This window comes from Streptomyces sp. NPDC021100 (assembly GCF_044333095.1).
Classification (GTDB): domain Bacteria; phylum Actinomycetota; class Actinomycetes; order Streptomycetales; family Streptomycetaceae; genus Streptomyces.
This window is the reverse complement of sequence record NZ_JBIRQH010000025.1, coordinates 60,545-86,065: the sequence shown is the minus strand read 5'-3', so window position 1 is coordinate 86,065 and position 25,521 is coordinate 60,545. Positions and strand designations below refer to the sequence as shown.

At 72.7% G+C, this 25,521-nt stretch carries 25 protein-coding genes; 9 read left to right on the top strand and 16 right to left on the bottom strand.

All coding sequences use genetic code 11. The features are described 5' to 3' along the window. Positions 1-203: 203 nt before the first annotated feature. Positions 204-926, bottom strand: coding sequence for a M23 family metallopeptidase (locus ACH4PU_RS31795; protein WP_398279873.1), 723 nt, complete (start codon positions 924-926; stop codon positions 204-206). A 343-nt stretch (positions 927-1,269) separates the two neighbouring features. Between ACH4PU_RS31795 and ACH4PU_RS31790 the strand changes: the two genes are divergently transcribed. The 3 genes from ACH4PU_RS31790 to ACH4PU_RS31780 are packed head-to-tail and all read left to right on the top strand — an operon-like array spanning position 1,270 to position 4,866. Beyond that, on the top strand, positions 1,270-1,620 hold the full coding sequence (locus tag ACH4PU_RS31790) for a trypco2 family protein (protein ID WP_185942249.1): 351 nt from the start codon (positions 1,270-1,272) through the stop codon (positions 1,618-1,620). Further along, on the top strand, positions 1,617-3,581 hold the full coding sequence (locus ACH4PU_RS31785; protein ID WP_398279870.1) for an NACHT domain-containing protein: 1,965 nt from the start codon (positions 1,617-1,619) through the stop codon (positions 3,579-3,581). The genes ACH4PU_RS31790 and ACH4PU_RS31785 overlap by 4 nt, the downstream gene beginning before the upstream one ends. After that, positions 3,508-4,866 carry a hypothetical protein gene (locus tag ACH4PU_RS31780; protein ID WP_398279868.1) on the top strand — a complete coding sequence of 453 codons (1,359 nt, stop codon included), beginning with the start codon at positions 3,508-3,510 and terminating at the stop codon, positions 4,864-4,866. Before ACH4PU_RS31785 ends, ACH4PU_RS31780 begins: the two co-directional genes overlap by 74 nt. Before the next feature lie 75 nt (positions 4,867-4,941). On the opposite strand, the gene ACH4PU_RS31775 is transcribed toward ACH4PU_RS31780, so the two are convergent. Continuing rightward, complete coding sequence (locus ACH4PU_RS31775) at positions 4,942-7,467, bottom strand: ATP-dependent Clp protease ATP-binding subunit (RefSeq protein WP_004949520.1); 2,526 nt, start codon at positions 7,465-7,467, stop codon at positions 4,942-4,944. A 500-nt stretch (positions 7,468-7,967) separates the two neighbouring features. Between ACH4PU_RS31775 and ACH4PU_RS31770 the strand changes: the two genes are divergently transcribed. Then, positions 7,968-8,777, top strand: a complete 810-nt coding sequence (locus ACH4PU_RS31770; protein ID WP_398279863.1) for an SCO3374 family protein — start codon at positions 7,968-7,970, stop codon at positions 8,775-8,777. Here ACH4PU_RS31770 and ACH4PU_RS31765 read toward each other — a convergent pair. The 11 genes from ACH4PU_RS31765 to ACH4PU_RS31715 form a co-directional block, all read right to left on the bottom strand. Further along, on the bottom strand, positions 8,708-9,046 hold the full coding sequence (locus tag ACH4PU_RS31765) for an Lsr2 family protein (RefSeq protein ID WP_004949517.1): 339 nt from the start codon (positions 9,044-9,046) through the stop codon (positions 8,708-8,710). The two genes, ACH4PU_RS31770 and ACH4PU_RS31765, sit on opposite strands and share 70 nt — an antisense overlap. 165 nt (positions 9,047-9,211) lie before the next feature. Then, entirely contained in the window at positions 9,212-9,760 is a 549-nt protein-coding gene (locus ACH4PU_RS31760; protein WP_185942251.1) for an amino-acid N-acetyltransferase, read from the bottom strand. A 9-nt stretch (positions 9,761-9,769) separates the two neighbouring features. Then, positions 9,770-10,165, bottom strand: coding sequence for a BlaI/MecI/CopY family transcriptional regulator (locus tag ACH4PU_RS31755; protein WP_398279859.1), 396 nt, complete (start codon positions 10,163-10,165; stop codon positions 9,770-9,772). Between the two features lie 186 nt (positions 10,166-10,351). Beyond that, positions 10,352-10,534, bottom strand: coding sequence for a hypothetical protein (locus tag ACH4PU_RS31750; RefSeq protein ID WP_398279856.1), 183 nt, complete (start codon positions 10,532-10,534; stop codon positions 10,352-10,354). Between the two features lie 85 nt (positions 10,535-10,619). After that, positions 10,620-11,435: a hypothetical protein gene (locus tag ACH4PU_RS31745; RefSeq protein WP_398279853.1), complete on the bottom strand. Its 816-nt coding sequence runs from the start codon at positions 11,433-11,435 to the stop codon at positions 10,620-10,622. Positions 11,436-11,524: 89 nt separating this feature from the next. Next, positions 11,525-12,322, bottom strand: a complete 798-nt coding sequence (locus tag ACH4PU_RS31740) for a type III pantothenate kinase (protein ID WP_398279850.1) — start codon at positions 12,320-12,322, stop codon at positions 11,525-11,527. After that, positions 12,322-13,320, bottom strand: a complete 999-nt coding sequence (gene nadC, locus ACH4PU_RS31735; RefSeq protein ID WP_398279847.1) for a carboxylating nicotinate-nucleotide diphosphorylase — start codon at positions 13,318-13,320, stop codon at positions 12,322-12,324. The genes ACH4PU_RS31740 and nadC overlap by 1 nt, the downstream gene beginning before the upstream one ends. Then, the gene (locus tag ACH4PU_RS31730) at positions 13,317-15,023 is read right to left on the bottom strand and encodes an L-aspartate oxidase (protein WP_398279844.1); all 1,707 of its coding nucleotides are present in this window, start codon (positions 15,021-15,023) and stop codon (positions 13,317-13,319) included. The genes nadC and ACH4PU_RS31730 overlap by 4 nt, the downstream gene beginning before the upstream one ends. Further along, positions 15,020-15,898 carry a pantoate--beta-alanine ligase gene (panC, locus tag ACH4PU_RS31725; RefSeq protein ID WP_398279841.1) on the bottom strand — a complete coding sequence of 293 codons (879 nt, stop codon included), beginning with the start codon at positions 15,896-15,898 and terminating at the stop codon, positions 15,020-15,022. Before panC ends, ACH4PU_RS31730 begins: the two co-directional genes overlap by 4 nt. Next, a complete protein-coding gene (locus ACH4PU_RS31720) occupies positions 15,895-16,905 on the bottom strand; it encodes a Rossmann-like and DUF2520 domain-containing protein (protein ID WP_398279838.1) in 1,011 nt (336 codons plus the stop codon). The genes panC and ACH4PU_RS31720 overlap by 4 nt, the downstream gene beginning before the upstream one ends. Positions 16,906-17,405: 500 nt before the next feature. Next, positions 17,406-17,705 carry a hypothetical protein gene (locus ACH4PU_RS31715; protein WP_398279835.1) on the bottom strand — a complete coding sequence of 100 codons (300 nt, stop codon included), beginning with the start codon at positions 17,703-17,705 and terminating at the stop codon, positions 17,406-17,408. Positions 17,706-17,810: 105 nt separating this feature from the next. Between ACH4PU_RS31715 and ACH4PU_RS31710 the strand changes: the two genes are divergently transcribed. Next, the gene (locus ACH4PU_RS31710) at positions 17,811-18,929 is read left to right on the top strand and encodes a DUF5937 family protein (protein WP_398279938.1); all 1,119 of its coding nucleotides are present in this window, start codon (positions 17,811-17,813) and stop codon (positions 18,927-18,929) included. 13 nt (positions 18,930-18,942) lie between these two features. Here ACH4PU_RS31710 and ACH4PU_RS31705 read toward each other — a convergent pair whose 3' ends face one another. Continuing rightward, positions 18,943-19,545 (bottom strand): short chain dehydrogenase, encoded by a 603-nt coding sequence (locus ACH4PU_RS31705; protein WP_398279832.1) that lies wholly within the window; start codon positions 19,543-19,545, stop codon positions 18,943-18,945. 113 nt (positions 19,546-19,658) lie between these two features. On the opposite strand from ACH4PU_RS31705, the gene ACH4PU_RS31700 reads away from it, so the two are divergent. Next, positions 19,659-20,531, top strand: coding sequence for a LysR family transcriptional regulator (locus ACH4PU_RS31700; RefSeq protein ID WP_398279829.1), 873 nt, complete (start codon positions 19,659-19,661; stop codon positions 20,529-20,531). 59 nt (positions 20,532-20,590) lie between these two features. After that, positions 20,591-21,160 carry an HXXEE domain-containing protein gene (locus ACH4PU_RS31695; protein WP_398279826.1) on the top strand — a complete coding sequence of 190 codons (570 nt, stop codon included), beginning with the start codon at positions 20,591-20,593 and terminating at the stop codon, positions 21,158-21,160. A gap of 22 nt (positions 21,161-21,182) precedes the next feature. Here ACH4PU_RS31695 and ACH4PU_RS31690 read toward each other — a convergent pair whose 3' ends face one another. Beyond that, positions 21,183-21,866: a response regulator gene (locus ACH4PU_RS31690; protein ID WP_398279823.1), complete on the bottom strand. Its 684-nt coding sequence runs from the start codon at positions 21,864-21,866 to the stop codon at positions 21,183-21,185. A 65-nt stretch (positions 21,867-21,931) separates the two neighbouring features. Continuing rightward, on the bottom strand, positions 21,932-23,143 hold the full coding sequence (locus ACH4PU_RS31685; protein WP_398279820.1) for a sensor histidine kinase: 1,212 nt from the start codon (positions 23,141-23,143) through the stop codon (positions 21,932-21,934). A gap of 160 nt (positions 23,144-23,303) precedes the next feature. Here ACH4PU_RS31685 and ACH4PU_RS31680 point away from each other — a divergent pair, with 160 nt between their 5' ends. Both ACH4PU_RS31680 and ACH4PU_RS31675 read left to right on the top strand, forming a co-directional pair. Next, a complete protein-coding gene (locus tag ACH4PU_RS31680; RefSeq protein WP_398279817.1) occupies positions 23,304-24,323 on the top strand; it encodes an SAM-dependent methyltransferase in 1,020 nt (339 codons plus the stop codon). 12 nt (positions 24,324-24,335) lie between these two features. Further along, positions 24,336-25,478, top strand: coding sequence for an NADH-quinone oxidoreductase subunit D (locus ACH4PU_RS31675; protein WP_398279814.1), 1,143 nt, complete (start codon positions 24,336-24,338; stop codon positions 25,476-25,478). Positions 25,479-25,521: the final 43 nt, after the last annotated feature.

Here is a 25,521-nt window from a genome sequence, read left to right as displayed (position 1 = left end):
GTCCCGATCGCCGTCCCCGGCCGCGACCGGGTCCTGGACCGGGGCGCGGAAGCCCGCACCGGCGGTACCGCGGGAGCCGGAGGCACGGGCGGGCGGCGGCCCGGCCAAGGCCCTGACACGGCGGAGTGACGACAGCCTCCTGACACGCGAAAGGGCGGGAACCCCGAAGTGGGATTCCCGCCCTTTTCATCGGCCGGCGTGCGTCAGAGCTTCTCGCCGTGACCGCTCAGGAAGCCGAGCGGCTCGACCGAGGAGCCGTAGTTCGGGGTCGTACGGATCTCGAAGTGCAGGTGCGGACCGGACGAGTTGCCGGTCGAGCCCGACAGGCCGATCTGCTGGCCGGCGGTCACGCTCTGGCCGACCTGGACGGCGACGGACGACAGGTGCGCGTACTGGGAGTACGTGTTGTCGTCGTGCTTGATCACGATGGCGTTGCCGTACGCGGCACCGTCACCGCCACCGTTCGCGCCGGCCTTCACGACGACACCCTTGTGCACGGCCTTCACGGCGGTGCCGCTGGGCACGACCAGGTCCTGGCCGCTGTGCTTGTTGGCCCACATGTTGCCGTCCTTGCCGAAGGGCTGGCCGATGACGTACTCGTCCACCGGCTTCACCCAGGCATCCAGCGCGGCACGGGCCTGCGAACGGTTCGCACGCTCCTTGGCGGCGCGCTCGTCGTCCTTGGCCTTCGCCTCCTTGGCGTCCTTCTCGGCGCGCTCCTTGTCGGCGACCTTCTTCTGCGTCTCGGCCTGCGCCTTCAGCGACTCGCCGAAGGCGGTCGCGGAGTCGGCGGACAGCACGGAGAACCCCTGCGCGACGGGCTCCGCGGCCAGCGCCACGCCCGCACCCAGTGCCAGCGACGCGCCCAGGCCGACGGCCAGAGTGGTGGCGGTGCGGCGGGTACGGAAGACGTTGCGCTTCGACATAAAGAAAAACCTCCAAGACAGGAATCGATCCCGGCTGCGGACCGGGATCGCCCTACCTTGATAGCCGCCGCTTCCCAGCCGCTCCAAGTGGCCTCTCTACGACCACCGCTAGTAGCCAGGGCCAAGTAATCGAGACCCTTGCCCCCCGGAATTCCGGGTGCGCTTCCCGCAATTCCGAAGGCGCCTTTCCTGCTAAAGCGGGTAGTACTCCGGAAATACCCTGTGTGCCTTGTCACCGCGCCGGGACCTCCGGCTCCCCCGTTCCGGGACCAAAGGCCCCCCGCCGCCGGTACGCTCCCGGTCAGCAATCGCCTACGCACCGCGACGCCCGGGGGTCCACGACATGACCGACGCATCACCTTTCGACGGCATCGAACTGGCAGAGGCCGTCGAAGCCATCCGCACCGGCCTGACCAGCGCCGCGGCGACCGGCGAGGGCAAGGACCTGGGCTTCGAGGTCGGCGACATCACCATGGAGTTCGGCATCGAGATGCGCCGCGAGCTCAAGGGGTCCGGCAAGGTCCGCGCCTGGGTCGTCGACGCGGGCACCGACGCCACCCGGGGCTCCTCCCGCACCCACAAGGTCACCTTCACCCTGACCCCGAAGGACATGCGCACCGGCACCGGCTGGAAGGTCGGCAACCAGCGACCGGGCGGGGTGTCGAACTTCGGGACGGTGGAGCCGGGGCAGTGACGCCGGAGGATCGCGTCGTCGCGGTCCTGGGGGCACGGCAGGGCAGCGGCGTGCTGCTGACGCCCGACCTCGTCCTGACCAGCGCGCACGTCCTGGACGTCGGCACCCCGGTGGAAGCCGTCGCCCTGGGCAACACCGCGCCGACACCCTGCGACGTTCTCTGGCACGGCACGCCAGACGCCAGCGACGCGGCACTGCTCCGGACCCACCGCCCGCTGGTGACCGCGGAGGCGCTGCCGCCGCTGCGGTGGGGCGTCCTCTCCACCCGGGAGCCGGTGCCGGGCTGCCAGGTCCTGGGCTTCCCGGACGTGGAACGGTCCGCGCTCGGCGACCTGGACATCGCCCAGGTCCCGGGAACGCTCACGCCGGGCTCGGCCCGGATACGCGGCCGGTGCGTCCTCCGCACCGACCACCACCCACCGGCTCCGTCCCGCCCGGGCACCTCGCCCTGGTCGGGCCTCTCCGGCGGCCCGGTGTACGCCGGGCCGCTGCTCGTGGGCGTGGTGTCAGAGGACCGCGAGGGCTGGCAGCACTCCGCCATCGAGTCCGTCCCCCTCTTCCGCATCCTCGGCGAACCGGGATTCGCCGCGGCCCTGGCCGAACACTGGCCGGACGCCCCCGCCCCCATCCCGCTGCACCACCCCCGCGTCGACGACTTCGCGTACGAAGCGCGCTACGCGAAAGCGGTCAAAGCCCGCTACGGGCAGCTGGAAGTGTTCGGCCTCGACGATCTGGGCGAACACGAAAGGCGCTGGGACCTGGACACGGCGTACCTGAGCCTCCAGGCGGAGGCCGCCCCGGGCCGGGAGGGTGCCCGGGCCCCGCAGGAGCCCGGCCGCGTCGAGGACCTGCTGGCCCTCCACCCGCGCGCGATCCTCCGCGGCGAGGCCGGCGCGGGCAAGACGACGCTCGTGTGGTGGCTCGCCTCGCACGCGGCCTGCCAGACCCTGCCGAAGAAGCTGGCCGCCCTGAACGGACTCGTCCCCTTCGTCGTCCCCATGCGCCGCCTCGCCGCCCTCGGCATGACCAGCCCCTCCCCGGCCCAGCTGCCCGGCATCGCCGTCCAGGAGGACGGCATGCCCGACGGCTGGGCGGGCCGCATGCTCGACGCCAGCCGGGTCCTGCTCCTGGTCGACGGCCTGGACGAACTCCCCCGAGAGGCCCGCGGGCCCGCCCGCCAGTGGCTCGACGAGTTCCTGCGCCGCTACCCGCTGACCCGCTGCCTGGTCACCGTCCGCCCGCGCGCCGTAGAGGACGGCTGGCTGGACTGGCAGGACTTCCAGGAGCTCAGGATGCTGCCGATGAGCGACGCGGACATCCAGGAGTTCGTGAGGGCCTGGCACAACGCCGCGCGCCTGGGCAAGCACGGCGAGGAACGCACCCGCCTGGACGAGCTGGAACGCAACCTCGCCTCCGAGTTCCAGCGCAACAGGGCCCTCAGCGACCTCGCCCGCACCCCTCTCCTCTGCGCCGTCATATGCGCCCTCCACCGCCGCCGCAGCGGCCTCCTTCACCCGCTGGGCCCTCTACCGCTCGGCCCTCGCCATGCTTCTCGGCGACCGCGACGTCCGCCGGGGCATCGGTGCTCCCGAGGGCATCGAGCTGGAGGCCGAGGACGCCCAGCAGCTCCTCCAGCACATCGCCATCTGGCTGGTCCGCAACCGGCAGACGGAACTCACCCGCAAACAGGGCGTCCGCCAGATCGAATTGGCGATGCGCAGCCTGCGGCAACTCCGGACGTACACGGCCGACGCCCTGATGGACCACTTGCTGAATCGCAGCGGCCTCCTCCAGGAACGGTCACCGGATTCCCTCCAGTTCATTCACCGGACGTTCCAGGACTTCCTCGCGGCCAAGGAGTTCCAGGATTCCGACTGCCTGAAGGAATTGCTCGACCACGCCGGAGAGGAACAGTGGCAGGACGTCATCCGGCTGGTCATCGGACACTGCAACCGTCGTGAGACCGAAGCAGTGATCTCGGGCCTCGTGGCCGCCGGCGACACCACCGGGGAACGGGAGACGCGGTTCGCGCTCCGCGCCCTCGCCGTGGAGTGCGCGATGAGCGCGGGGGCACTCGAGGACAGCCGGCACGACGAGGTGTGGGAAAAGCTGAGGGCGATGGGCGCTCCATGCACCGAACAGGAGGTCCTCCACCTGGCCTCACTGGGCCCGGACGCCTTGGCCGTGATTCCCGAGCCGGAGGGTCTGCGCCCGGCGGACGCCGTCGGATATGTGCAGGTGCTGAGGCTGCTCGGCGACGCCGGACTTTCCCGCCTGGCGCGCTATGGCCGGCTCGACGCCCGGGAGGTCCGCGCGGAAATCGTCGCGTCGTGGCCCTACCTGGACACGCCGCAGTTCGCGGAACAGGTCCTCGCGGGCATGCGATTGGACGACATGGGCGTGCGCGTCTTCCGCCGTTCCCAGCTCGTCCAGCTGCCGCGCCTCGGTCACATCGACAGACTGCTCATCTCCGGGGATTGCGACGCGGAAAGTCTCCGGACGGCCCTGCGTGGCTGCACCATGCGACAGCTCTCGCTCGTCCGCAACAACGCACTCGCCGACCTCGGCCTGCTGCGTGACCATCCGGAAATCGAAGAGCTGTCGATCCATCGCTGCCTCATGGTGAAAGATCTGTCAGCGCTGGCCGGGCTGAATCTGACGGCGCTCGATGTGACCGACCACCGTTTGCGCTTCACCGCGTTGACCGTCCTCCCCAGCCTCGCCGGCCTCCGCACCCTGTGGCTCGACCCCCTTGCCGAAGGCGACGGACGGTTCCCGGATCTGCCTCCCGGCCTAGAGCATCTGACAGTGGTCTCGTCCGACGCACTACGGCTCGACAGCCTTGCGCCATTGCCGAACTTGAAGAGTTTGTTTCTCTACGCGGAACTCGCAGGGTCACGGGCACTCCAGCATGTGCGGGGACGGCCGCACCTGACGGAACTGGGATTGTGGGAAACAACCCTCAGCGAGCTGGACGACAGAGACTGCCTGCCCGGCATCCGACGACTCGTCCTGGATGTGATCAAACCCGTCCTGGCGCCCGACCTGCGTCGCTACTTCCCAGGGCTGCGGAAGGTCCACATCATGGACAGACGGCACGACGTCGAGCAGGCTCTCGACCTAACGGCCCTACAGGGCGAACCGGCCCTCGAAATCGAGGTCGATAACCCCACGGGCCAGCCGACCGTCCTCGACCCCCACCACTTCGGCGACCGCCTGACCATCAACGGCCAACCCGCCGCATAAAGCCATCGGCCCCGGTCCCGCATCCGCGGTCCCGGGGCCGACAGCCCTACTCGGTAAGCGCTACCGAAGCGTCGCTCACGCGTCCTTCGACAGGTTAGGACCAGCGCCGCCGGCCGCCTGCTCCACCGGCGGGGTGTCCGGCAGAGCCGACTTCTCCTCGCCGCGGAAGGTGAACTTCTTCTCCTCGCCCTCACCCTCGGTGCCGACGACCACGATGTGCCCGGGCCGCAGCTCACCGAAGAGGATCTTCTCGGAGAGGATGTCCTCGATCTCGCGCTGGATCGTCCGGCGCAGCGGACGGGCGCCCAGGATCGGGTCGTAACCGCGCTTCGCGAGCAGCTGCTTCGCGTCGCCGCTCAGCTCGATGCCCATGTCGCGGTCGCGCAGCCGCTCGTCGACCTTGGCGATCATCAGGTCGACGATCTGGATGATGTCTTCCTGCGACAGCTGGTGGAAGACCACCGTGTCGTCGACACGGTTGAGGAACTCGGGCCGGAAGTGCTGCTTGAGCTCCTCGTTGACCTTGGCCTTCATCCGCTCGTAGCCGGTCTTGACGTCGCCCTGGGCGGCGAAGCCCAGGTTGAAGCCCTTGGAGATGTCCCGGGTGCCGAGGTTGGTCGTCATGATGATGACCGTGTTCTTGAAGTCCACGACCCGGCCCTGGGAGTCGGTCAGGCGACCGTCCTCCAGGATCTGCAGCAGCGAGTTGAAGATGTCCGGGTGGGCCTTCTCGACCTCGTCGAAGAGGACCACGGAGAACGGCTTGCGCCGCACCTTCTCGGTCAGCTGGCCGCCCTCTTCGTAGCCCACGTATCCGGGCGGGGAGCCGAAGAGGCGCGAGACCGTGTGCTTCTCGCTGAACTCCGACATGTCGAGGGAGATCAGCGCGTCCTCGTCGCCGAAGAGGAACTCGGCGAGCGTCTTGGACAGCTCGGTCTTACCGACACCCGAGGGGCCGGCGAAGATGAACGATCCGCCCGGGCGCTTCGGGTCCTTCAGACCCGCACGGGTGCGCCGGATGGCCTGGGAGAGCGCCTTGATGGCGTCCTTCTGGCCGATGACGCGCTTGTGGAGCTCGTCCTCCATGCGGAGCAGACGCGAGGACTCCTCCTCGGTCAGCTTGAAGACCGGGATGCCGGTGGCGGTGGCCAGGACCTCGGCGATGAGCTCGCCGTCGACCTCGGCGACGACGTCCATGTCGCCGGCCTTCCACTCCTTCTCCCGCTTGGCCTTGGCGGCCAGCAGCTGCTTCTCCTTGTCGCGGAGGGAAGCGGCCTTCTCGAAGTCCTGCGAGTCGATCGCGGACTCCTTCTCCCGGCGCACGTCGGCGATCTTCTCGTCGAACTCGCGGAGGTCCGGCGGCGCGGTCATCCGGCGGATGCGCATCCGGGAACCGGCCTCGTCGATCAGGTCGATCGCCTTGTCCGGCAGGAAGCGGTCGGAGATGTAGCGGTCGGCCAGGGTGGCGGCCTGGACCAGGGCCTCGTCGGTGATGGAGACGCGGTGGTGCGCCTCGTACCGGTCGCGGAGGCCCTTGAGGATCTCGATCGTGTGCGGCAGCGACGGCTCGGCGACCTGGATGGGCTGGAAGCGGCGCTCCAGCGCGGCGTCCTTCTCCAGGTGCTTGCGGTACTCGTCGAGCGTCGTGGCACCGATGGTCTGGAGCTCGCCGCGGGCCAGCATCGGCTTGAGGATCGAGGCGGCGTCGATCGCGCCCTCGGCGGCACCCGCGCCGACGAGCGTGTGCAGCTCGTCGATGAACAGGATGATGTCGCCGCGGGTGCGGATCTCCTTGAGGACCTTCTTCAGGCGCTCCTCGAAGTCACCGCGGTAGCGGGAGCCCGCCACCAGGGCGCCGAGGTCCAGGGTGTAGAGGTGCTTGTCCTTGAGGGTCTCGGGCACCTCGCCCTTGACGATGGCCTGGGCCAGTCCCTCGACGACGGCGGTCTTGCCGACGCCGGGCTCGCCGATGAGGACGGGGTTGTTCTTGGTACGGCGGGACAGCACCTGCATGACCCGCTCGATCTCCTTCTCGCGCCCGATGACCGGGTCGAGCTTGGATTCGCGGGCGGCCTGCGTGAGGTTGCGGCCGAACTGGTCCAGGACGAGCGAGGTCGAGGGGGTGCCCTCGGCCGGGCCGCCGGCGGTGGCGGCCTCCTTGCCCTGGTAGCCGGAGAGCAGCTGGATGACCTGCTGCCGCACCCGGTTCAGATCGGCGCCCAGCTTCACGAGGACCTGGGCGGCGACACCCTCGCCCTCGCGGATCAGGCCGAGCAGGATGTGCTCCGTACCGATGTAGTTGTGGCCGAGCTGGAGGGCCTCGCGGAGCGACAGCTCCAGGACCTTCTTGGCACGGGGGGTGAAGGGGATGTGCCCGGACGGGGCCTGCTGGCCCTGGCCGATGATCTCCTCCACCTGCTGGCGGACCGCCTCGAGCGAAATCCCGAGGCTCTCCAGGGCCTTAGCGGCGACACCCTCACCCTCGTGGATCAGGCCCAGGAGGATGTGCTCGGTGCCGATGTAGTTGTGGTTGAGCATCCGGGCTTCTTCCTGAGCCAGGACGACAACCCGCCGCGCACGGTCGGTGAACCTCTCGAACATCGTTAATCGCTCCTCAGAGCGGTCAGGCAGTAAGGGGTCGGTCCCCTCCCTGTCCTTCCGCATGCTAGTCCCGCGGGACGGGACAGCTCATTCCAACTGCCGACATCCGTCCGGATCACCCCCGCGTCGACGGGGAAACCTGCTGCCGAACAGCCGACAACTCCTCCAACCCGATGGTGGGAGACGATGTTCCCGCAGGCCAGGCATATACGCCCACCGCCACTACGCCGATGGCGAACGCACCCCTGGTCCGGCCGGACCGGCCGTACCCCCGGATCTTCCCGGCGGACGCGCCCCGAGCCCTGCGGTACCGCCTCTTCCCATGGTGGGATCCCTACCCCCAGGGGCGCACGCTCCATGCGGCGCGGGCCGGCGCACTCCGCTACGGGCGAACACCCTCGCGCTACCCGGAGCACTTGTGCGCCCCACCCCTCTTGTACGGAGAGTGCCCGCTTACGGACAGTGCGTAACCTCAAGGGGTCGGCTCAGTTGCACCGTTCATGGCCCCCGCCCTGCCGAAACCCCGCCCCGGAGACCTCACCGGGGACGTCGCCGAAGACAGCGCCGGCACCCTCCCGGCGGACCGTCGCCGGCGCTGGTACGAGCACGAGCTCGGCTGGCCCACCACCCCCGGCGAACCGCTCGGGCTGCCGACCGGGCTGCGCTTCGACGCGCTGGGCCTGCCCGCGGACGCGGGCGTCGCGGTGCTGGCGCGGGTGCGCCCCACCGGACCCGTGGCGCTCGACCGGCGGGCCGGAACGCTGTGGTTCCTGACCGCCGTGGGCAGCGCGGACGAGCTACCGGAGCTGCTGCGCTGGCTGGAGTGGGACGGCATCGCCCTGGACCTCACGGCGCTGGGCTCCGGCGGCCGGATCCCCGCGCCGGCACCCGTGGGCGTCCGGCTGCCCCGGTCCCCTACGAGCGGGACTTCCGGGACGGCCCGGCCGGAACGGCAGGCCCGCATGGACCGCGAAAGCCGCGCGCCCCGGGAAAGCCGGGAAATCCCGGAAACCCCGGGAAAGGGGCGACCCCGGGAAAGGGGGCCTTCCGATCCGCGGGAGGCCGTGTGGTTGCGGCCTCCCCGGCCTGGTCGCGAGGTGGAGCCGACACTTCCGGTGACCGGCCTCGGGGGCGGCAGGCTCGCCCCCGATTACGTACGGCTGGTGAGCGCGGCGGCCACGGAGTGCCACCGAGCCCGGCTGCTGCGCGCCGGACGGTCGCGCAGGGGGCCGACGGGGGATCAGCCGTTGGCCTTCTCGTACGCCTCACGGATCTCGGCGGGGACGCGGCCCCGGTCGTTGACGTTGTAACCGTTCTCCTTGGCCCACGCGCGGATCTTCGCGGTGTCCTGGCTCGCCCCTGCGGAGGCGGCGCGGCCACCACGGCTGCGGCCCGCCGAGCGACCGCCGGTACGACGGCCGTTCTTGGCGTACGGCTCCAGCAGCCCGCGCAGCTTGTCGGCGTTGGCGGTGGTGAGGTCGATCTCGTACGTCTTGCCGTCCAGAGCGAACGTCACCGTCTCGTCCGCCTCGCCGCCGTCGAGGTCGTCGACAAGAAGGACCTGAACCTTCTGCGCCACGGGGGGATTCCTTTCATCAGCAGAAAAGGGATTACGGAGGAATAGCAAACCGCCTTTCCCGGAAAAACACAAACCCCCGGGGAAGGTTCAGTCGTCCTTCCGCACGGGAACCACGGCTTCCAGGACGGCACGATAGGGGCGCGATTCGGACATAGGGACCGGCGATCACAGATGCAGAAGCATCCGGCTGTTGCCAAGGGTGTTCGGCTTCACCCGTTCGAGACCCAGGAACTCGGCAACACCCTCGTCATAGGAGCGCAGCAGCTCGCTGTAGACATCACCGTCCACCGGGGTCTCACCGATCTCGACGAAGCCGTGCTTGGCGAAGAACTCGACTTCGAAGGTGAGGCAGAAAATGCGCCGCACCCCCAGCCAGCGCGCCGTCTGCAGCAGCTTGTCGAGTACCGCGTGACCGACACCGCCGCCCTTGACCGCGGGGTCGACGGCCAGCGTGCGGACCTCGGCGAGGTCTTCCCACATCACGTGCAGTGCGCCGCATCCGATGACCGTACCGTCTTCGTCGCGTTCGGCGACCCAGAACTCCTGGATGTCCTCGTAAAGGGTCACCGTCGCTTTGTCGAGGAGGATGCGGTCGCGGGCGTAGGTGTTGATGAGCCGGCGCACGGCGGGCACATCGGAGGTCCGGGCCCTGCGGACGGTGAGGACTTTAGCCGGGGCGGACCGGCCGGAAGCTGCTTCGGAAGCTGCGGGCATAAGCGGACGCTATCGCCCCGGCGACGGCTCGTCCTCGCCGGGCCGACCGAGTTGGACGACGCGGATCGCGTCCCGGAGGGCTTCCCGTTGTTCGGCCGACATCATGCCGAAGAAGGCGACGAGAGCGGCCGCGGGGTTGTCACTGACAGACCAGGCTTCGTTCATCAGTGCGGCCGAGTAGGCGGCCCGGTTGGACACCGCCTCATATCGATAGGCCCGGCCTTCGGCTTCCCGGCGCAGCCAGCCCTTCTGATACAGGTTGTCCATTACGGTCATGACGGTGGTGTAGGCGATCGACCGTTCCCGCTGAAGGTCTTCGAGGACTTCTCGAACAGTGACCGGCCGGTTCCACTCCCACACGCGCGTCATGACGGCGTCTTCCAGATCACCGAGGCGTCGAACCACACGCGAATAATAGTGGGAGATGTCTCGAATGCCGGTTTATCGGGCCGCGGCCCGCGAAGAGGAGTGCGAAGGGGATGGGGAAGGGGCGGGGGAAGAGGATGGGGAAGAGGGCCGCGAAAAGGGCGTGCGGCCCGGGAAATACCCCGGGCCGCACGCCCTTGTCCGCCGTCGGGTTTCCGGCGCGGTTCACGCTCCCGCGGTCTTGGCCTCCGGAGAACCGCCGGCGGCCTCGGTGCGGGCCATGGCGTCGACGATGGCGTCTTCCTTGGCCTTGTTGGCACCGCCCTGGCTCTTGACGATCGTCACGACCAGCGCGGTGAAGGCGATCGCCATCACCACGGGCGGGACGAGCGCGGCGACATAGTCCATGGCCGTCGGCTCCTTCTGGGTGGGAGGGGTCTGGAGGGGCGCGTGCGCCCGGAGGGCCCGGACGCGGCCGGGCGCCCCGTCCAGATTACGCGCGCGCCAACGGCGGCCCGCCGGGGACCTCCGTCCCGCACCCGGCACCCCGGCCGCCCGCTCCCTCGGCGGGCGGCACCGGCTTGCGGCGCGGCGGGAAGACCTCGCCGGGGGTCGGGATGGGGCGGCCGCCGGGCCGCGGGGCCTTGGGCGCCGGCGCGGGCGGCGTCTTCGGCCGCTCGGAACCGGGCGCCGGACCGGGCGCAGGACCCGGTGCGGGGCCCGGCACCGGGCCGGGTTTCGCGGCCGGCCTGGCGCCCGGCTTGGGGGCCTCCGGGCCCCAAGCCGGCGGCAGCGCGTCGTGCGCGCCCTGGCGCGGCCGGGCGGCCGGCACCGCGGCGGGGGCGGCCAGGAGGGCGCTCGCGGCGGTACCGCGGGGGACGGGGGCCGTGCAGTCGGCGAGCCGGGTCCGTACGGCGGCCTCCGTCAGCCGCTCGCAGCGCTGGAGGAGGGACCGGCGGCGGCCCGTCTCGGCGGCGCCGGCCGGGGCGGCGCACAGGGCGCGCAGGGCGGCCAGGTCCTCCGCCCCGGGGCGGTGGCCGGCCGCCAGGGCGTCCTGGAGCCGTTCCACGTAGCCGGGCGCGGTGCCGGGGAGGGCGGCGCGGTAGCGGGCGAGGTCCGCGCGGAGGAAGGCGCGCAGCCTGCCGCCTTCCCTGGCCGCTTCGTCCACGGCCTGCGCGAGCCGGAGGCAGCTCTGCTTCTCGGCGTGCTCGGTGCGGGGCTGGAGGGCGATGGCGAGGGCACGGCGGAGCACGCGCAGCTCGTCGGCGCTGAACGCCATGCCACCGTGGGATCCATAGGGCGTAGGCATGGGCCGACTTTAAGTGCTAAACGGACAATTTTCGCTTAGCGCGGCCCCTGCGGCGTGGCTCGAACACGCCCCCTCGCCCGGACCGGTCCCTACGCCCGCGCCACGTTCCGCTCGTACACCAGCCGCAGGCCGATCAGCGTCAGCCAGGGCTCGTGCTCGTCGATCACCGTGGCCTCGCCGAGCACCAGCGGCGCCAGGCCGCCGGTGGCGATGACGGTGACGTCGTCCGGATCGTCCGCGAGCTCCCGCGCCATCCGGTTGACGACGCCGTCCACCTGGCCGGCGAAGCCGTGGATGATGCCGGACTGCATCGCCTCGACGGTGTTCTTGCCGATCACGCTGCGCGGCCGGGCCAGTTCGATCTTGCGGAGCTGGGCGCCCTTGACGCCCAGCGCCTCGACGGAGATCTCGATGCCCGGCGCGATGACCCCGCCCACGTACTCGCCGCGGACGCTGACCGCGTCGAAGGTGGTGGCCGTGCCGAAGTCGACGACGATGCAGGGGCCGTCGTAGAGCTCGACGGCGGCGACCGCGTTGATGATGCGGTCCGCGCCGACCTCCTTGGGGTTGTCCATGAGGATCGGCACGCCGGTCTTCACGCCCGGCTCGACCAGGACGGCCGGGACGTCGCCGTAGTAGCGGCGGGTCACCTCGCGCATCTCGTGCAGCACCGACGGGACCGTCGAACAGATGGCGATGCCCTCGATGCCGTCGCCCAGGTCGTCGCCGAGGAGCGGGTGGCGCCCCATGAGGCCCTGGAAGAGGACGGCGAGCTCGTCGGCGGTGCGCCGGGGGTCGGTGGAGATCCGCCAGTGCTCGACGATCTCGTCGCCGTCGAAGAGGCCGAGGACGGTCTGGGTGTTGCCGACGTCGATGGTGAGCAGCATCAGACAGCTCCCTCCTGCTCCCGCAGGTCCAGGCCGATGTCGAGGATCGGCGAGGAGTGCGTGAGCGAGCCGACGGCCAGGTAGTCGACGCCGGTGGCGGCGTACTCGTGCGCGTTGGCCAGGGTGAGCCGGCCGGAGGACTCCAGCCGGGCGCGGCCGTCGACCAGGGTGACGGCCTCGCGGGTCTGCTCGACGGTGAAGTTGTCGAGCAGGATCAGGTCGGCGCCCTCGGCGAGGACCGGCGGGATCTGCTCCAGGTGGTCGACCTCGACCTCGATCGGCAGCTCGGGGAACCGCTCGCGGACGGCCCGGAACGCCTGGGCGACGCCGCCCGCCGCGACCACGTGGTTGTCCTTGACCAGCGCGGCGTCCGAGAGGGACATCCGGTGGTTGACGCCGCCGCCGCAGCGGACCGCGTACTTCTCCAGGGCGCGCAGACCGGGCGTCGTCTTCCGGGTGTCGCGGACCGCGGCGCCGGTGCCCTCCAGCACGTCGGCCCAGAGCCGGGTGGCGGTGGCGATGCCGGAGAGGCGGCAGATCAGGTTGAGCATGCCGCGCTCGGCGGTGAGCAGGTCGCGGGTGCGGGTGGTGACGGACAGCAGGCGCTGCCCGGCGTCGACCCGGTCGCCGTCCTCGACGTGCCGCTCGACCTCGAAGTCGTCGGTGCAGACGACGGAGAGGATCGCCTCGGCGACCCGCAGCCCGGCCACCGTGCCGGCCTCGCGGGCGGTGAAGTCACCGGTGGCGACGGCGTCCTCGGGGATGGTGGCCACGGAGGTGACGTCCACGCCGCCGTCCAGGTCCTCCTCGACCGTCATGTGCGCGATCTCCTCGACCAGCAGCGGGTCGAGACCGGCGTCCGCGAGCAGCGCCGCGAGGCCGCTGTCGAGCCCGCACTCGTAGGCGGAGGCCCCCTCGCCGCAGGCGCAGTCGCCGCCGCAGCCCGGTTCGTCGGTCAGGGTGGTGAGCCGGTACTGGAGGTCGTCGGGCGTGGTCACGCGGTGCTCCTCGGTGCGGAATGCGGGGAAGAGGGGGAAGACGGGAAAACCGGGGGGAAGGCGGCCGTCTCCGTGGTGGAGACCGCAAGCGTACGGTCCGGGCGGAGGGCGACGAGGAGGTGGCGGCGCCACCGGTCGTCGTCGCGGTCGGGGCGGTCCTCGCGCCAGTGGCTGCCGCGGGTCTCCTCACGGCGCAGCGCGGCGGCGACCAGGACGCGGGCGACCAGCAGGAGGTTGGTGGCCTCCCACGCCTCGGTGCCGGGCTCGGCGCTCTTGCCGTCGGTGTGCGCGGCGCGGCGGACGGCGTCGAGGCGGTCCGCCGCCTCGGCGAGGCCGGCGGCGGAGCGCAGGACCCCGGCGCCCCGGGTCATGATCCGCTGGATCATGTGGCGGTCCTCGGGGGCGACGAGCGGTTCGCCGGGGCCGTCCGCCGGTACGGGCTCGCCGGGAACGGTCCCGTCGGCGGTCACGGCCGCCGTGATGCGCTCGGCGAAGACCAGGCCCTCCAGCAGTGAGTTGGACGCCAGCCGGTTCGCGCCGTGCACGCCGGTGCAGGCGACCTCGCCGCACGCGTACAGGCCGGGCACGGTCGTCCGGCCGTGCGCGTCGGTACGGACGCCGCCGGACGCGTAGTGCGCGGCCGGGGCGACCGGGATCGGCTCGGTCACCGGGTCGATGTCGTGCGCGCGGCAGGCGGCCAGGATGGTCGGAAAGCGCTCGGCCCACATGGCGGCGCCGAAGTGCCGGCCGTCCAGGAACATGTGGTCGGCGCCGGTCTCCTGCATCCGGCGCATGATGCCCTTGGTGACGATGTCGCGCGGCGCCAGCTCGGCGAGTTCGTGCTGCCCGACCATGAAGCGGACGCCGTCGGCGTCGACCAGGTGGGCGCCCTCGCCGCGGACCGCCTCGGAGACCAGCGGCAGCTGGCCCTCGGCGTCCGGGCCGAGCCAGAGCACGGTGGGGTGGAACTGGACGAACTCCAGGTCGGAGATCTCGGCGCCGGCGCGCAGCGCCAGGGCGACGCCGTCGCCGGTGGAGACGGCGGGGTTGGTGGTCGCGGCGAACACCTGGCCCATGCCGCCGGTGGCGAGCACCACGGCCCGGGCGCGGACGGCGCCCACCCCGTCGTGCCGGCCCTCGCCCATGACGTGCAGGGAGACGCCGGCCGCCCGGCCGGCGGCGTCCTTGATGAGGTCGAGGACCAGAGCGTGCTCGATGATCCGGATGTCCGCCGCGCGGACCGCCGCGACCAGGGCGCGCGAGACCTCGGCGCCGGTCGCGTCGCCGCCCGCGTGCACGATGCGGTTGCGGTGGTGGCCGCCCTCACGGCCCAGCTGGACCTCGCCGGTGGCCGGGTCGGCGTCGAAGCGGGCACCGGTGGCCATGAGCCGGCGGACGGCGTCCGGGCCCTCGGTGACGAGCGTGCGGACGGCCTCCTCGTCGCAGAGGCCGACACCGGCGACGAGCGTGTCGTCGAGGTGCTGCGCGGGGGTGTCCCCCTCGTCGAGGGCGGCGGCGATACCGCCCTGGGCCCAGCGGGTGGAACCGGCGTCGAGGCGGGCCTTGGTGACGATCGCGACCCGCGCGCCGGCGGCCGCGCTGCGCAGCGCGACGGTGAGGCCGGCGACGCCCGACCCGATGACGACGACGTCCGCGTCGACGGACCAGCCGGGCCGCGGAGCCGTGAGTCGTATACCGGTCATGACCGTTCCCCCAGGGTGAAGTCCAGCACGATGTTGTCGATGAGACGGGTGGTGCCGACCCGGGCGGCGACCGCGAGGACCGCCTCGCCGGTGAACCCGGCGGGCACCTCGGTGAAGTCGGCCGGATCGACCAGCGCCAGGTAGTCGAGGACGACCGGGGGCTCCAGGGTCGCCGCGGCGTCCAGGACCGCGCGGGCGGTCTCGCGGACGGCGGACGGGCCGCGGTCCGCGGCGCCGGCCGCGGCGGACAGGGCGCGGGAGAGCGCCAGGGCGGAGGCCCGGTCGGCGGCCGAGAGGTAGCGGTTGCGGCTGGACAGGGCCAGGCCGTCGGCCTCGCGGACGGTCGGCACGCCGACGATCTCCACCGGGAAGTTGAGGTCCCGGACCATGCGGCGGATCATCGCGAGCTGCTGGGCGTCCTTCTGCCCGAAGAGGGCGGAGTCCGGCCGGCTGAGGTGCAGCAACTTGGCGACGACCGTCAGCACGCCGTCGAAGTGGCCGGGGCGGTGGGCGCCTTCGAGGCGTTCGCCCATGGGACCGGCGCTGATCCGCACCTCGGGCTCGCCGCCCGGGTAGACCTCGGCGACGGACGGGGCGAAGACGGCGTCCGCGCCGGCGTCCTCCGCGAGGGCGACGTCGGCGTCGAGGGTCCGCGGGTAACGGTCGAGGTCCTCGTTCGGGCCGAACTGGAGCGGGTTGACGAAGACGGTGACGACGACCTGGCCGTCCGGCCCGGCGAGCCGGCGGGCCTCGCGGATCAGGGTGGCGTGGCCCTCGTGGAGGGCGCCCATGGTCATGACGACGGCGCGGCGGGCCGCGGGGTCGCGCGGGAGCGCCTGGAGCTCCGCGGTGTCGCGTACGAGCCGGATGGTCACTCGTCTCCTCCGTCCGCCGGGCCCGAACCGGCCGTTCCGTCCGTCCCGTTCCTCCTGCCCGGCCCGTTCGTCCTACCCGGTCCGCCCGCCTCGTTCGCCTCGTTCGCGAGGACGCCGAGCAGGTCTTCCGCCAGCTCCGGCTTGAGCAGGCCGTGCGCGAGCGCGCGGTCCGCCGTCGTCCGGGCCATCGCCAGGTACCCGGCGACCGCCTGCGGCGCGTGCCGGCGCAACTCCGCGACGTGGGCGGCGACGGTGCCCGCGTCGCCGCGCGCGACCGGGCCGGTCAGCGCGGCGTCACCGCTGCGGAGCGCGTTGTCGAGCGCCGCGCCGAGCAGCGGACCGAGCATCCGGGACGGGCTGCCGACACCGGCCGCGGACAGCAGCTCCATGGCCTGGGCCACCAGGGTGACCAGGTGGTTCGCGCCGATGGCCAGGGCCGCGTGGTAGAGCGGCCGGGCGGCCTCGTCGATCCACTCCGGCTCGCCGCCCATCTCGATCACCAGCGCCTCGGCGGCGAGCCGCAGTTCCTCGGGCGCGGTGACGCCGAACGAGCAGCCGGCCAGCCGCTGGACGTCCACCGGCGTGCCGGTGAAGGTCATGGCGGGGTGCAGGGCGAGCGGCAGGGCTCCGGCCCTGGTCGCCGGGTCGAGCACGGCCGCGCCGTGCCGTCCGGAGGTGTGCGCGAGCAGCTGCCCGGGGCGGACGGCCCCGGTCTCGGCCAGCCCGGCGACGAGCCCCGGCAGGACGTCGTCCGGGACGGTGAGCAGGACCAGTTCGGCCCGCGCCAGCACCTCGGCGGGCGGGACGACGGGGACGCCCGGCAGGATCTCGGCCGCGCGCCGCAGCGAGGCGTCGGAGACGCCCGAGACGGCGACGGGCCGGTGCCCGGCGAGCTGGAGCGACGCGGCGAGGGCGGGGCCCACCCGGCCCGCGCCGACGACGCCGACCGTCAGGCGGGCGGGCCGGTCTTGCGGGCTCGGCCGGTCGGGGGTTGGTTGTGCGTTCACGCGGCGGGGTGCCTTCCGTTCCAGTCCGCGGGGGTACCGGACGATTCCGCTGTCATGCTACGCGCTCCCGATCGCTCGCGAGGAGGACGGCGGCGGCCCGGCGAGGGGGCCGTCCGGGCCCGCCGGCAGGGGCGGGCCGGGCTGCCGGCGGGGCCGCGCCGGACCGGTCCGGGCGGGGCCGCGCGTCGGTGCCGAACCGGGCCCGCCGGGGCGCTGCCGGGGTTCCGCCACGGCCGGGCCCGGGAGACGGCGGCCTGCCTCCGCGAGGGCCGCTCGGCACTCGTCGGCGGGGGGCGAGGGCGGGACACCCGCCCGCGCTGCTCCGGGGCCGAGCCAGAACGCGCCAGTGCCGCGACGGGCCCGCGCCGGAACGCTCCCGGCGTATCGCCGGTTACGCCGGGGCCCCTCCGGGCCCGCGTCAGGCCCGCGTCCGGGCCGTGCCCAAGCCGTGTCCGGACCGGCCCCGGAACGCGTCACGCCCGGGCCCTTACCGGAGCGCGTCACGCCCCGGCCGCCCCCGAGCCGCACCCCGTACGCGCCCGGACCGCATCGGCGGGCTCAACGCCCCGCAGGTCCCCGGCACCCTGCGGCACCTGCCGCACCGCCGCACCGGCGGGCCGTCGCGCCGGCCGCCCTCGTTTCCTCCGCTTCACCCGCCCGTCCAGCACGGCCAGGAACTCCCGCCACATCCGGATCTGCCGGACCGTCTCCACCTCGTACGTCCCCGGCGCGGGCGGGGCGGTCTCGCCCCGCCGGGCCGCGCGGTAACTGTCGAACATCTGCTGCTGCGTTGCGTCCATGCCTCCACGGTGCGCCGCGGACCCGCCCTCCCGCGCGTCGATTGACGCGGACCGTCAATCGATCGGGGACCGGCCCGCGAAGCGCACAGAATGAGGGGCATGACCCTGTTGATCGACGTCACGGGCCTGCCGCCCGAGCGTGTCGTCTTCGCCGCATCGCCCCTCACCGAGCTGGGGCACGCCCTGCACGTCCTGGCGCAGCCCAAGCACCACCCCGGACTGCACGGCTGGGTGACCGCCACGGCGGCCGGCCTCAAGCCGGACCTCGCGGACCGGCTCTGCGACGCCGACTTCCTGTGGACGACGGGGATCTCCGACATCTTCGACGCCTTCGCCGCCCTCCCGGACACCGGCGGCCGCCCGGGCGCCACCCTCAAGGACGACCTGGACCTGCTCGACCGGCTCGACGACGAGCAGTACGTCTCGGCGGCACTGGAACTCGCCTGCTCGAACTACTACGCCCCGAACTCCGACTCACCGCTGCGGGACCCGGTCGCCCGCGACCGCGCCCTGGAACGCGCGGCCGCCCGCGGCCCGCGCCAACTGCAGTTCGCGCACCGCATGCTGAGCGACCCGCAGGACGTCCGGGCCTGGCTACGCCGCCTGTTCGAGGACTGCGAGGAGGCGTTCTTCGGAGACGTCTGGCGCCGGGTGGGCTTCCAGCTCGCGACCGACATCCGGCACAAGAACGAACTGCTGCGTCACAAGGGACTGCGCGGGGCACTGGCCGAGGTGTCGCCCGCGGTCACGCTGGAGGAGGAGGCCGCGTCCACCCGCATCCGGGTGGACAAGCTGTCGTCCGGCCGGACCACCGCCCTGGACCCGGCGGTCGCCCCCGGCATCACCCTCCTCCCGTCCGCCTTCGGCTGGCCCCACCTGCTGGTGCTGGCCGCCCCGGGGTGGCGGCCGGTGATCCACTACCCGATCGACTCCCCCGAGGCGGCCGGCCCCGCCTCCCTGGAACTGATCGAACGCCGCCTGGAGGCCCTGGCCCACCCCATGCGGCTGCGGATGTGCCGCTGGCTGGCGCGCAGCGCCTGCACCACCGGCGAGCTGGCCGCCGAGCACAACATCAGCGCGCCGGAGGCCTCCCGCCACATCAAGGTGCTGAAGAAGGCCGGGCTGATCACGACCCGGCGGCGGGGGCGGTACGTCCTCCACCAGCTGGACCTGACGGTGGTGGCACGGCTGGGCAGCGACTTCCTGGAGGGGGTCCTGAGGTAGGCGGTCCGCCCGGTCAGTACCCGACCCGGAACGTCCGCCCCGTCAGCCGCCCCTCGATCGACCGCACGTACGCCTGCGCCACCTGCTCCGCCGACACCGTCCCCATCCCGGGGAACGCGCTGTCGTACGCGTCCGACGACTCCGCGACGACGCCCGGGCTCACGGCGTTCACCCGCTGCGGCGCCAGCTCCACCGCCGCCGCGCGGACGAAGGCGTCGACGGCGCCGTTGGCCGCCGCGGCGGCCGCGCCCGCGGGGATCGGCTCGTGGGTGAGCACGCCCGTGACCAGCGTGAACGAGCCGTCGGCGGCGATGTGGCGGGCGCCCTGCCGGACGAGTTCGAGCTGGCTCAGCGCCTTGCTGCGGAGCGTGGCGGCGAGGTCGTCGTACGTCAGCCCGCCGAGCGGCGCGAAGACGGCGTCGCCGGCGGCGACGGCGACCGCGTCCAGCCCGTCGACCTGCTCGTAGAGCCGGGTGACGGCGGCGGGGTCGGAGACGTCGGCGCGCAGGTCGCCGCCGGTGCGGCCGACGGTCACCACCTGGTGGCCGCGCCCGGTCAGGACGGTGTGGACGGCGCGGCCGATGGTGCCGGAGGCGCCGACGAGGAGGATCTTCACGGGGGGCTCTCTTCCCTGAGGTCACGAGATGCGGACTGACTGCCGAGAACGACCGTACGGAGCCCGTCGCACGCCCGGAAATGCCGTCTGCGCAGGCACTATGCTCCTCACGCATGGATGTCGAACTGCGCCATCTCCGCGCCCTCGTGACCATCGCCGACGAGGGCACCGTCACGGCCGCCGCCGCCCGGCTGCACCTGACGCAGCCGGCCCTGTCCCGCACGCTCGCCCGGCTGGAACACCACGTCGGCGTGGCCCTGGTCGACCGCTCCTCCCGCCGGCTCGCCCTCACCCCCGCCGGGCGCACGCTGTACGACCACGGCCGGGCGATCCTCGCGCACGTCGACGCCGCCCTCGCCGACACCGCCGCCGTCTCCCGGCCGCTGCGCCTGGGCTACTCCTGCGCGGTGCTCGGCCGGTCCACCGTCCCGCTGCTGCGGAGCTGGCGGCGCGACCACCCGCACGTCCCGCTGGAACTGCGCCGCCGGGACGAGGGCATCGCCGGGCTGGCCACCGGCGACACCGACGCGGCCGTGATCCGCGCCGACCCCGGCGACCCGCGGCTGCGCGTCCTCGCCCTCTACACGGAGGACCGTTTCGCCGCCCTCCCCGACAACCACCCGCTGGCCGCCCGGCCGGAGGTCACCCTCGCCGAACTCTCCGACGAGACGCTGACCCTGTGGCGCGAGGACAGCACCTCAGGACCGGTCCTGTGGGGCGACACGCGGCGGCCGGCGACCGGGGCCGCGGTGCAGGACGTCGACGAGTGGCTGAACGTCATCGCCGTCGGCGACAGCATCGGCGTCGCCGCCGCGGGCACCGCCGAGAGCCACACCCACCCTGGAGTGCGCTTCGTCCGGATCACCGACGCTGAACCGGCCACCGTCTACCTCGCCCACCCCGCCCAGCCCACGCATCCCGGCACGCACGATCTGGTGGTGGCGGTGAAGGAGTTGGTGAGCGGGGACGCGTTCCCCGCGATGTGAGCAACGTCCGTGACGGGAGGGGGTGACGGGCCCCAAGGGGCTTGCCAGAGTGACCGTTCATGACAGGACCCACGGAACCATCCGCGCGAACGGCCCCGTACGCGGGCCCCGTCCCCGCCGTCACCCTCGGCCTCCTCGCCGCCTGGGCCGTGCACGACGCCGAGGAGCTGGCGACGATGAACCGCTTCGTCCGCGGCCGTCTCCCCGAACTGCGGGCCCGCCACCCGCGCGTACCCGAACGGGCCTGGCACGCGGTCGAGTCCATGGGCGGCCCCGAGTTCCCCGTCGCCGTCGCGGCGATGGCCGTGATCGTCGGCGCGGCCGCGGCCGACGGCCGGCGGACGGGCGGGCGTTCCGCCTTCTACCAGGCCGCCCTCGACGGCTTCGGCCTGCACGGCCTGGTCCACCTGGCCCAGGCGGCGGCCACCCGGGGCTATACGCCCGGCGTCGTCACCACCCCGCTGGTGGTGCTGCCGTTCACGGTGTGGGCCCGGGGACGGCTGCGCCAGGCGGGCGTCCTGCGGCCGGCGAGCCCCCGGCGGGCGGCGGCCGGACTGGCCTTCGCCGGGGCGGCGGCCTTCGGCTCGCACGCGCTGGCGCGGCGGGCCCTGCGGGCGGCCGGGCGGTGAGCCCGCGGCCCGGCGGCGCGCGTCAGCCCGCGCCGCCCCCGGCCCGTACCAGGCCGCTCTCGTAGGCCATCACCACCACCTGCACCCGGTCCCGCAGTCCGAGCTTGGTCAGGATGCGTCCGACGTGCGTCTTGACCGTCGCCTCCGAGAGCACCAGACGCGCCGCGATCTCCCCGTTCGACAGGCCCTGGGCGACGAGCAGCATCACCTCGCGCTCACGGCCCGTCAGGCGGTCGATCTCGGCGTTGACGGGCTCGCGGGCGGTCCCGGGGAGCATGGGGGTGAAACGGTCCAGCAGGCGGCGGGTGGTGCTGGGCGCCACCACCGCGTCGCCGCTGTACACCGAGCGGATGGCGCCGAGCAGTTCGGCGGGCGGCACGTCCTTGAGCATGAAGCCGCTGGCCCCGACCTTGAGCGCCGAGAACGCGTACTCGTCGAGGTCGAAGGTGGTGAGGATCAGTACCTTGGGGGCCCGCTCGCGGTCCTGCGGGGCGCAAATGCGGCGGGTGGCCTCCACCCCGTCCATCCGCGGCATCCGGACGTCCATCAGCACCACGTCCACCTCGGTGCCCGCCAGCACCTCCAGGGCCTCCGCCCCGTCACCCGCCTCGGCGACGACCTCCATGTCGGGCTGCGCGGCCAGCACCATGCGGAAGCCGGTGCGCAACAGCACCTGGTCGTCGACGAGCATCACGCGGATCGCCATGCGGAGGTTCCCTTTCCCAACTGGACTGTCCCACTGAACTTTCGCAAATGAACGGGTGAGCGTGGTCAGCGGCCCGGTCTGGCGGGCAGGAGCACACTGATCCGGAATCCTCCGCCGGGACGCGGCCCCGCGTCCAGCGTGCCCCCGACCATGCCGACGCGCTCCCTCATCCCGATCAGCCCGTGGCCCATGCCGTCGGCGCCGCCGGACTCGTACAGCTCGTGCTGCGCGCCCCGCCCGTCGTCCTCGACGAGCAGCCCCAGCCCGTCGTCGAAGTAGGTGAGCCGGACGCTGGCACCGGCGTCGGGGCCGCCGTGCTTGCGGGTGTTGGTCAGCGCCTCCTGCACGATGCGGTAGGCGGTCAGCTCCACGCCGCTCGGCAGCGGGCGGGCGCTGCCCTCGACCCGGTAGTCGACCGGCAGGCCGGCGCCGCGCACCTGCTCGACGAGCTCCTCGATCTGCTCGACGTCGGGCTGCGGCACGTACTCGCCGGCCGGCGCGGAGCCGTCCTCGGTGCGCAGCACGCCCAGCAGCCGGCGCATCTCGGCGAGCGCCTGGCGGCCGGTGCCGGAGATGGTCTCCAGCGCCTGTTTGGCCTGCTCGGGCGAGGAGTCGAGGACGTAGGCGGCGCCGTCCGCCTGCACCACCATGACGGAGACGTTGTGCGCGACCACGTCGTGCAGCTCGCGGGCGATCCGGGCGCGTTCGGCGGTGACCGCCATCTTCGCCTGCTGCTCGCGCTCCTTCTCCAGCCGCGCGGCGCGCTCCTCCAGCTGGTCCCAGTAGGCGCGGCGGGTCCGCATCCGGTCGCCGAGGACCCAGGAGAGGAGGAAGGGGAAAGCGGCGAAGGCGAGGCCGAAGAGGTCGTGGGTGACGGAATTGCTCGACTTGTCGGGCCAGCGCAAGGAGTACAGGACGGGCGCCAGCACACCGCCCGCCAGCGCCACCCGGGAGGCCCAGCGGTGGGGGCCGGACGCCACCGTGTAGACGATCACCAGCATCGGGACGTCGTAGAGGTTCGCCCCGACGTCGAGCGCGAGCTGGGCCAGCCCGACGACGATCGCCAGGAGCAGCATCTTCTCCGGCATCCGGCGCCGCAGCGCCACCACCGTGCACATGAGCAGCGAGACCCCGACCGCGGCGGCCCGCTGCACCGGACTCTGCAGCCCGTTCGAGTTCTCGGTCAGCGTCAGGGCGCACAGCCCCAGCAGCAACACGGCCCAGAAGCTGTCCACACCTGTGGGGTGTCTGCGGAGGAATTCGTAGAGGCGGTGCACGTCACCCAGCGTAGGCACCCCGCCCGCGTGCCGGGGTCCCTCCGGCGATCGATCCCGGTCCGCTTCGCCTACTCCCCAAGGTGGAGGGAGGCGGCGGGATGCGAGGGGTGCCGGGAGGGCCGAGGCCATGCGAACGGCCGGGGGCGCATAGCGTGGGGACATGACATCCGGGACGCGCACCTGGCGGGCGGCGGCCGAAACCGCCCTCTACGGACCCCACGGCTTCTACCGACGCCCCGAGGGCCCCGCCGGCCACTTCCGTACCGCCGTGCATGCCTCTCCGCTCTACGCCGGCGCGATCGCCGAGCTGCTGCGGAGGGTCGACGGCGCCCTGGGGTCACCGGAGGAGCTGGCCTTCGTCGACATGGGCGCCGGGCGCGGCGAACTGATCACCGGGGTGCTCGCGCAGTGCCCGCCCGCGCTGGCCGGCCGGCTCCGCCCGTACGCCGTGGAGCGCGCCGACCGCCCCGACGGCCTCGACGAACGCGTCCTCTGGCGGGACGCGCCACCCGAAGGGGTGACAGGGCTCCTCTTCGCCAACGAGTGGCTGGACAACGTCCCGGTGGACGTCGTCGAGACGGACGGCGGCGGCACCCCGCGCCTGGTGCTCGTCCAGGAGGACGGCGAGGAACTGCCGGGCGACCCGGTGGCGGGCGCGGACGCGGAGTGGCTGGCCCGCTGGTGGCCGCTGGAGGGCGCGCCGCCGGGCAGCCGCGCGGAGATCGGCCGGACGCGGGACGAGGCGTGGTCCCGGGCCGTCGGCAGCCTGCGGTCCGGCCTGGCCGTCGCCGCCGACTACGCGCACGAGCGCGCCACCCGTCCGCCCTTCGGCACCCTCACCGGCTTCCGGGAGGGCCGGGAGGTCCGCCCGGTGCCCGACGGGAACTGCGACATCACCGCGCACGTCGCCCTCGACGCCTGCGCCGGGCCCGGCGCCACCCTGCTCAGCCAGCGCGCCGCGCTCCGCGCCCTCGGCGTGGACGGCCGCCGGCCGCCGCTCACCCTCGCCTCCTCCGACCCGGCCGCCTACGTCCGGGCCCTGGGCGCGGCGAGCGAGGCCGGCGAACTGACCTCACCCGGCGGCATGGGCGGCTTCCGCTGGCTCCTCCAGCCCGTCGGCCCGGAGTGCGCGGACCTCCTCACGGAGGACACGAGCGCGCGACCGCCCTGGCCCGGCTGAGAAACTGTTCCCATGACGGAGACGACAGTCGGCATCGGCGGCGCGGCGGAGAGCACGGACATGGTGCTCAACATCGGCCCGCAGCACCCCTCCACCCATGGAGTGCTGCGGCTGCGCCTCGTCCTCGACGGGGAGCGCATCCGCAGCGCCGAGCCGGTGATCGGCTATATGCACCGCGGCGCGGAGAAACTCTTCGAGGCCCGCGACTACCGCCAGATCGTCATGCTCGCCAACCGCCACGACTGGCTGTCCGCGTTCTCCAACGAGCTCGGCGTCGTCATGGCCGTCGAGCGCATGCTGGGCATGGAGGTGCCCGAGCGCGCGGTGTGGCTCCGCACCCTGCTCGCCGAGCTGAACCGCATCCTCAACCACCTGATGTTCCTCGGCTCCTACCCGCTGGAGCTCGGCGGCATCACGCCCGTCTTCCACGCCTTCCGCGAGCGCGAGGTGCTCCAGGCGGTGCTGGAGGAGGTCTCCGGCGGCCGGATGCACTACATGTTCAACCGCGTCGGCGGCCTCAAGGAGGACCTGCCCGCCGGCTGGACCGGCCGCGCCCGGCAGGCGATCGCCGAGGTCCGCTCCCGCATGGACGTCCACGACCGCCTGGTCCTCGGCAACGAGATCTTCCGCGGCCGGACGCGCGGCGTCGGGGTCCTGTCCCGCGAGACCGTGCACGCGTACGGCGTGAGCGGCCCCATCGCCCGGGCCTCGGGCGTCGACTTCGACCTCCGGCGCGACGAGCCGTACCTGGCCTACGGGGAGCTGGCCGACGTCCTCAAGGTCGTCACCCGCGAGGAGGGCGACTGCCTCGCGCGCTTCGAGTGCCTGCTCGACCAGACGCACAACTCCCTCGCCCTGGCCGACGCCTGCCTCGACCGCTTGGCCGACCTCCCGCCCGGCCCGGTCAACCAGCGCCTTCCCAAGGTTCTCAAGGCTCCGGAGGGCGCCACTTACGCGTGGACCGAGAACCCGCTGGGGCTCAACGGGTACTACCTCGTCTCCAAGGGAGAGAAGACGCCGTACCGGCTGAAGCTGCGGTCCGCCTCGTACAACAACATCCAGGCGCTGGTGGAGTTGCTGCCGGGGACGCTGGTGGCGGACATGGTGGCGATTCTGGGGTCGCTGTTCTTCGTGGTGGGGGACATCGACAAGTAGGGCGGGCGTCCTGTTGCAGGGGCTGCGCCCCCGCACCCCCGGG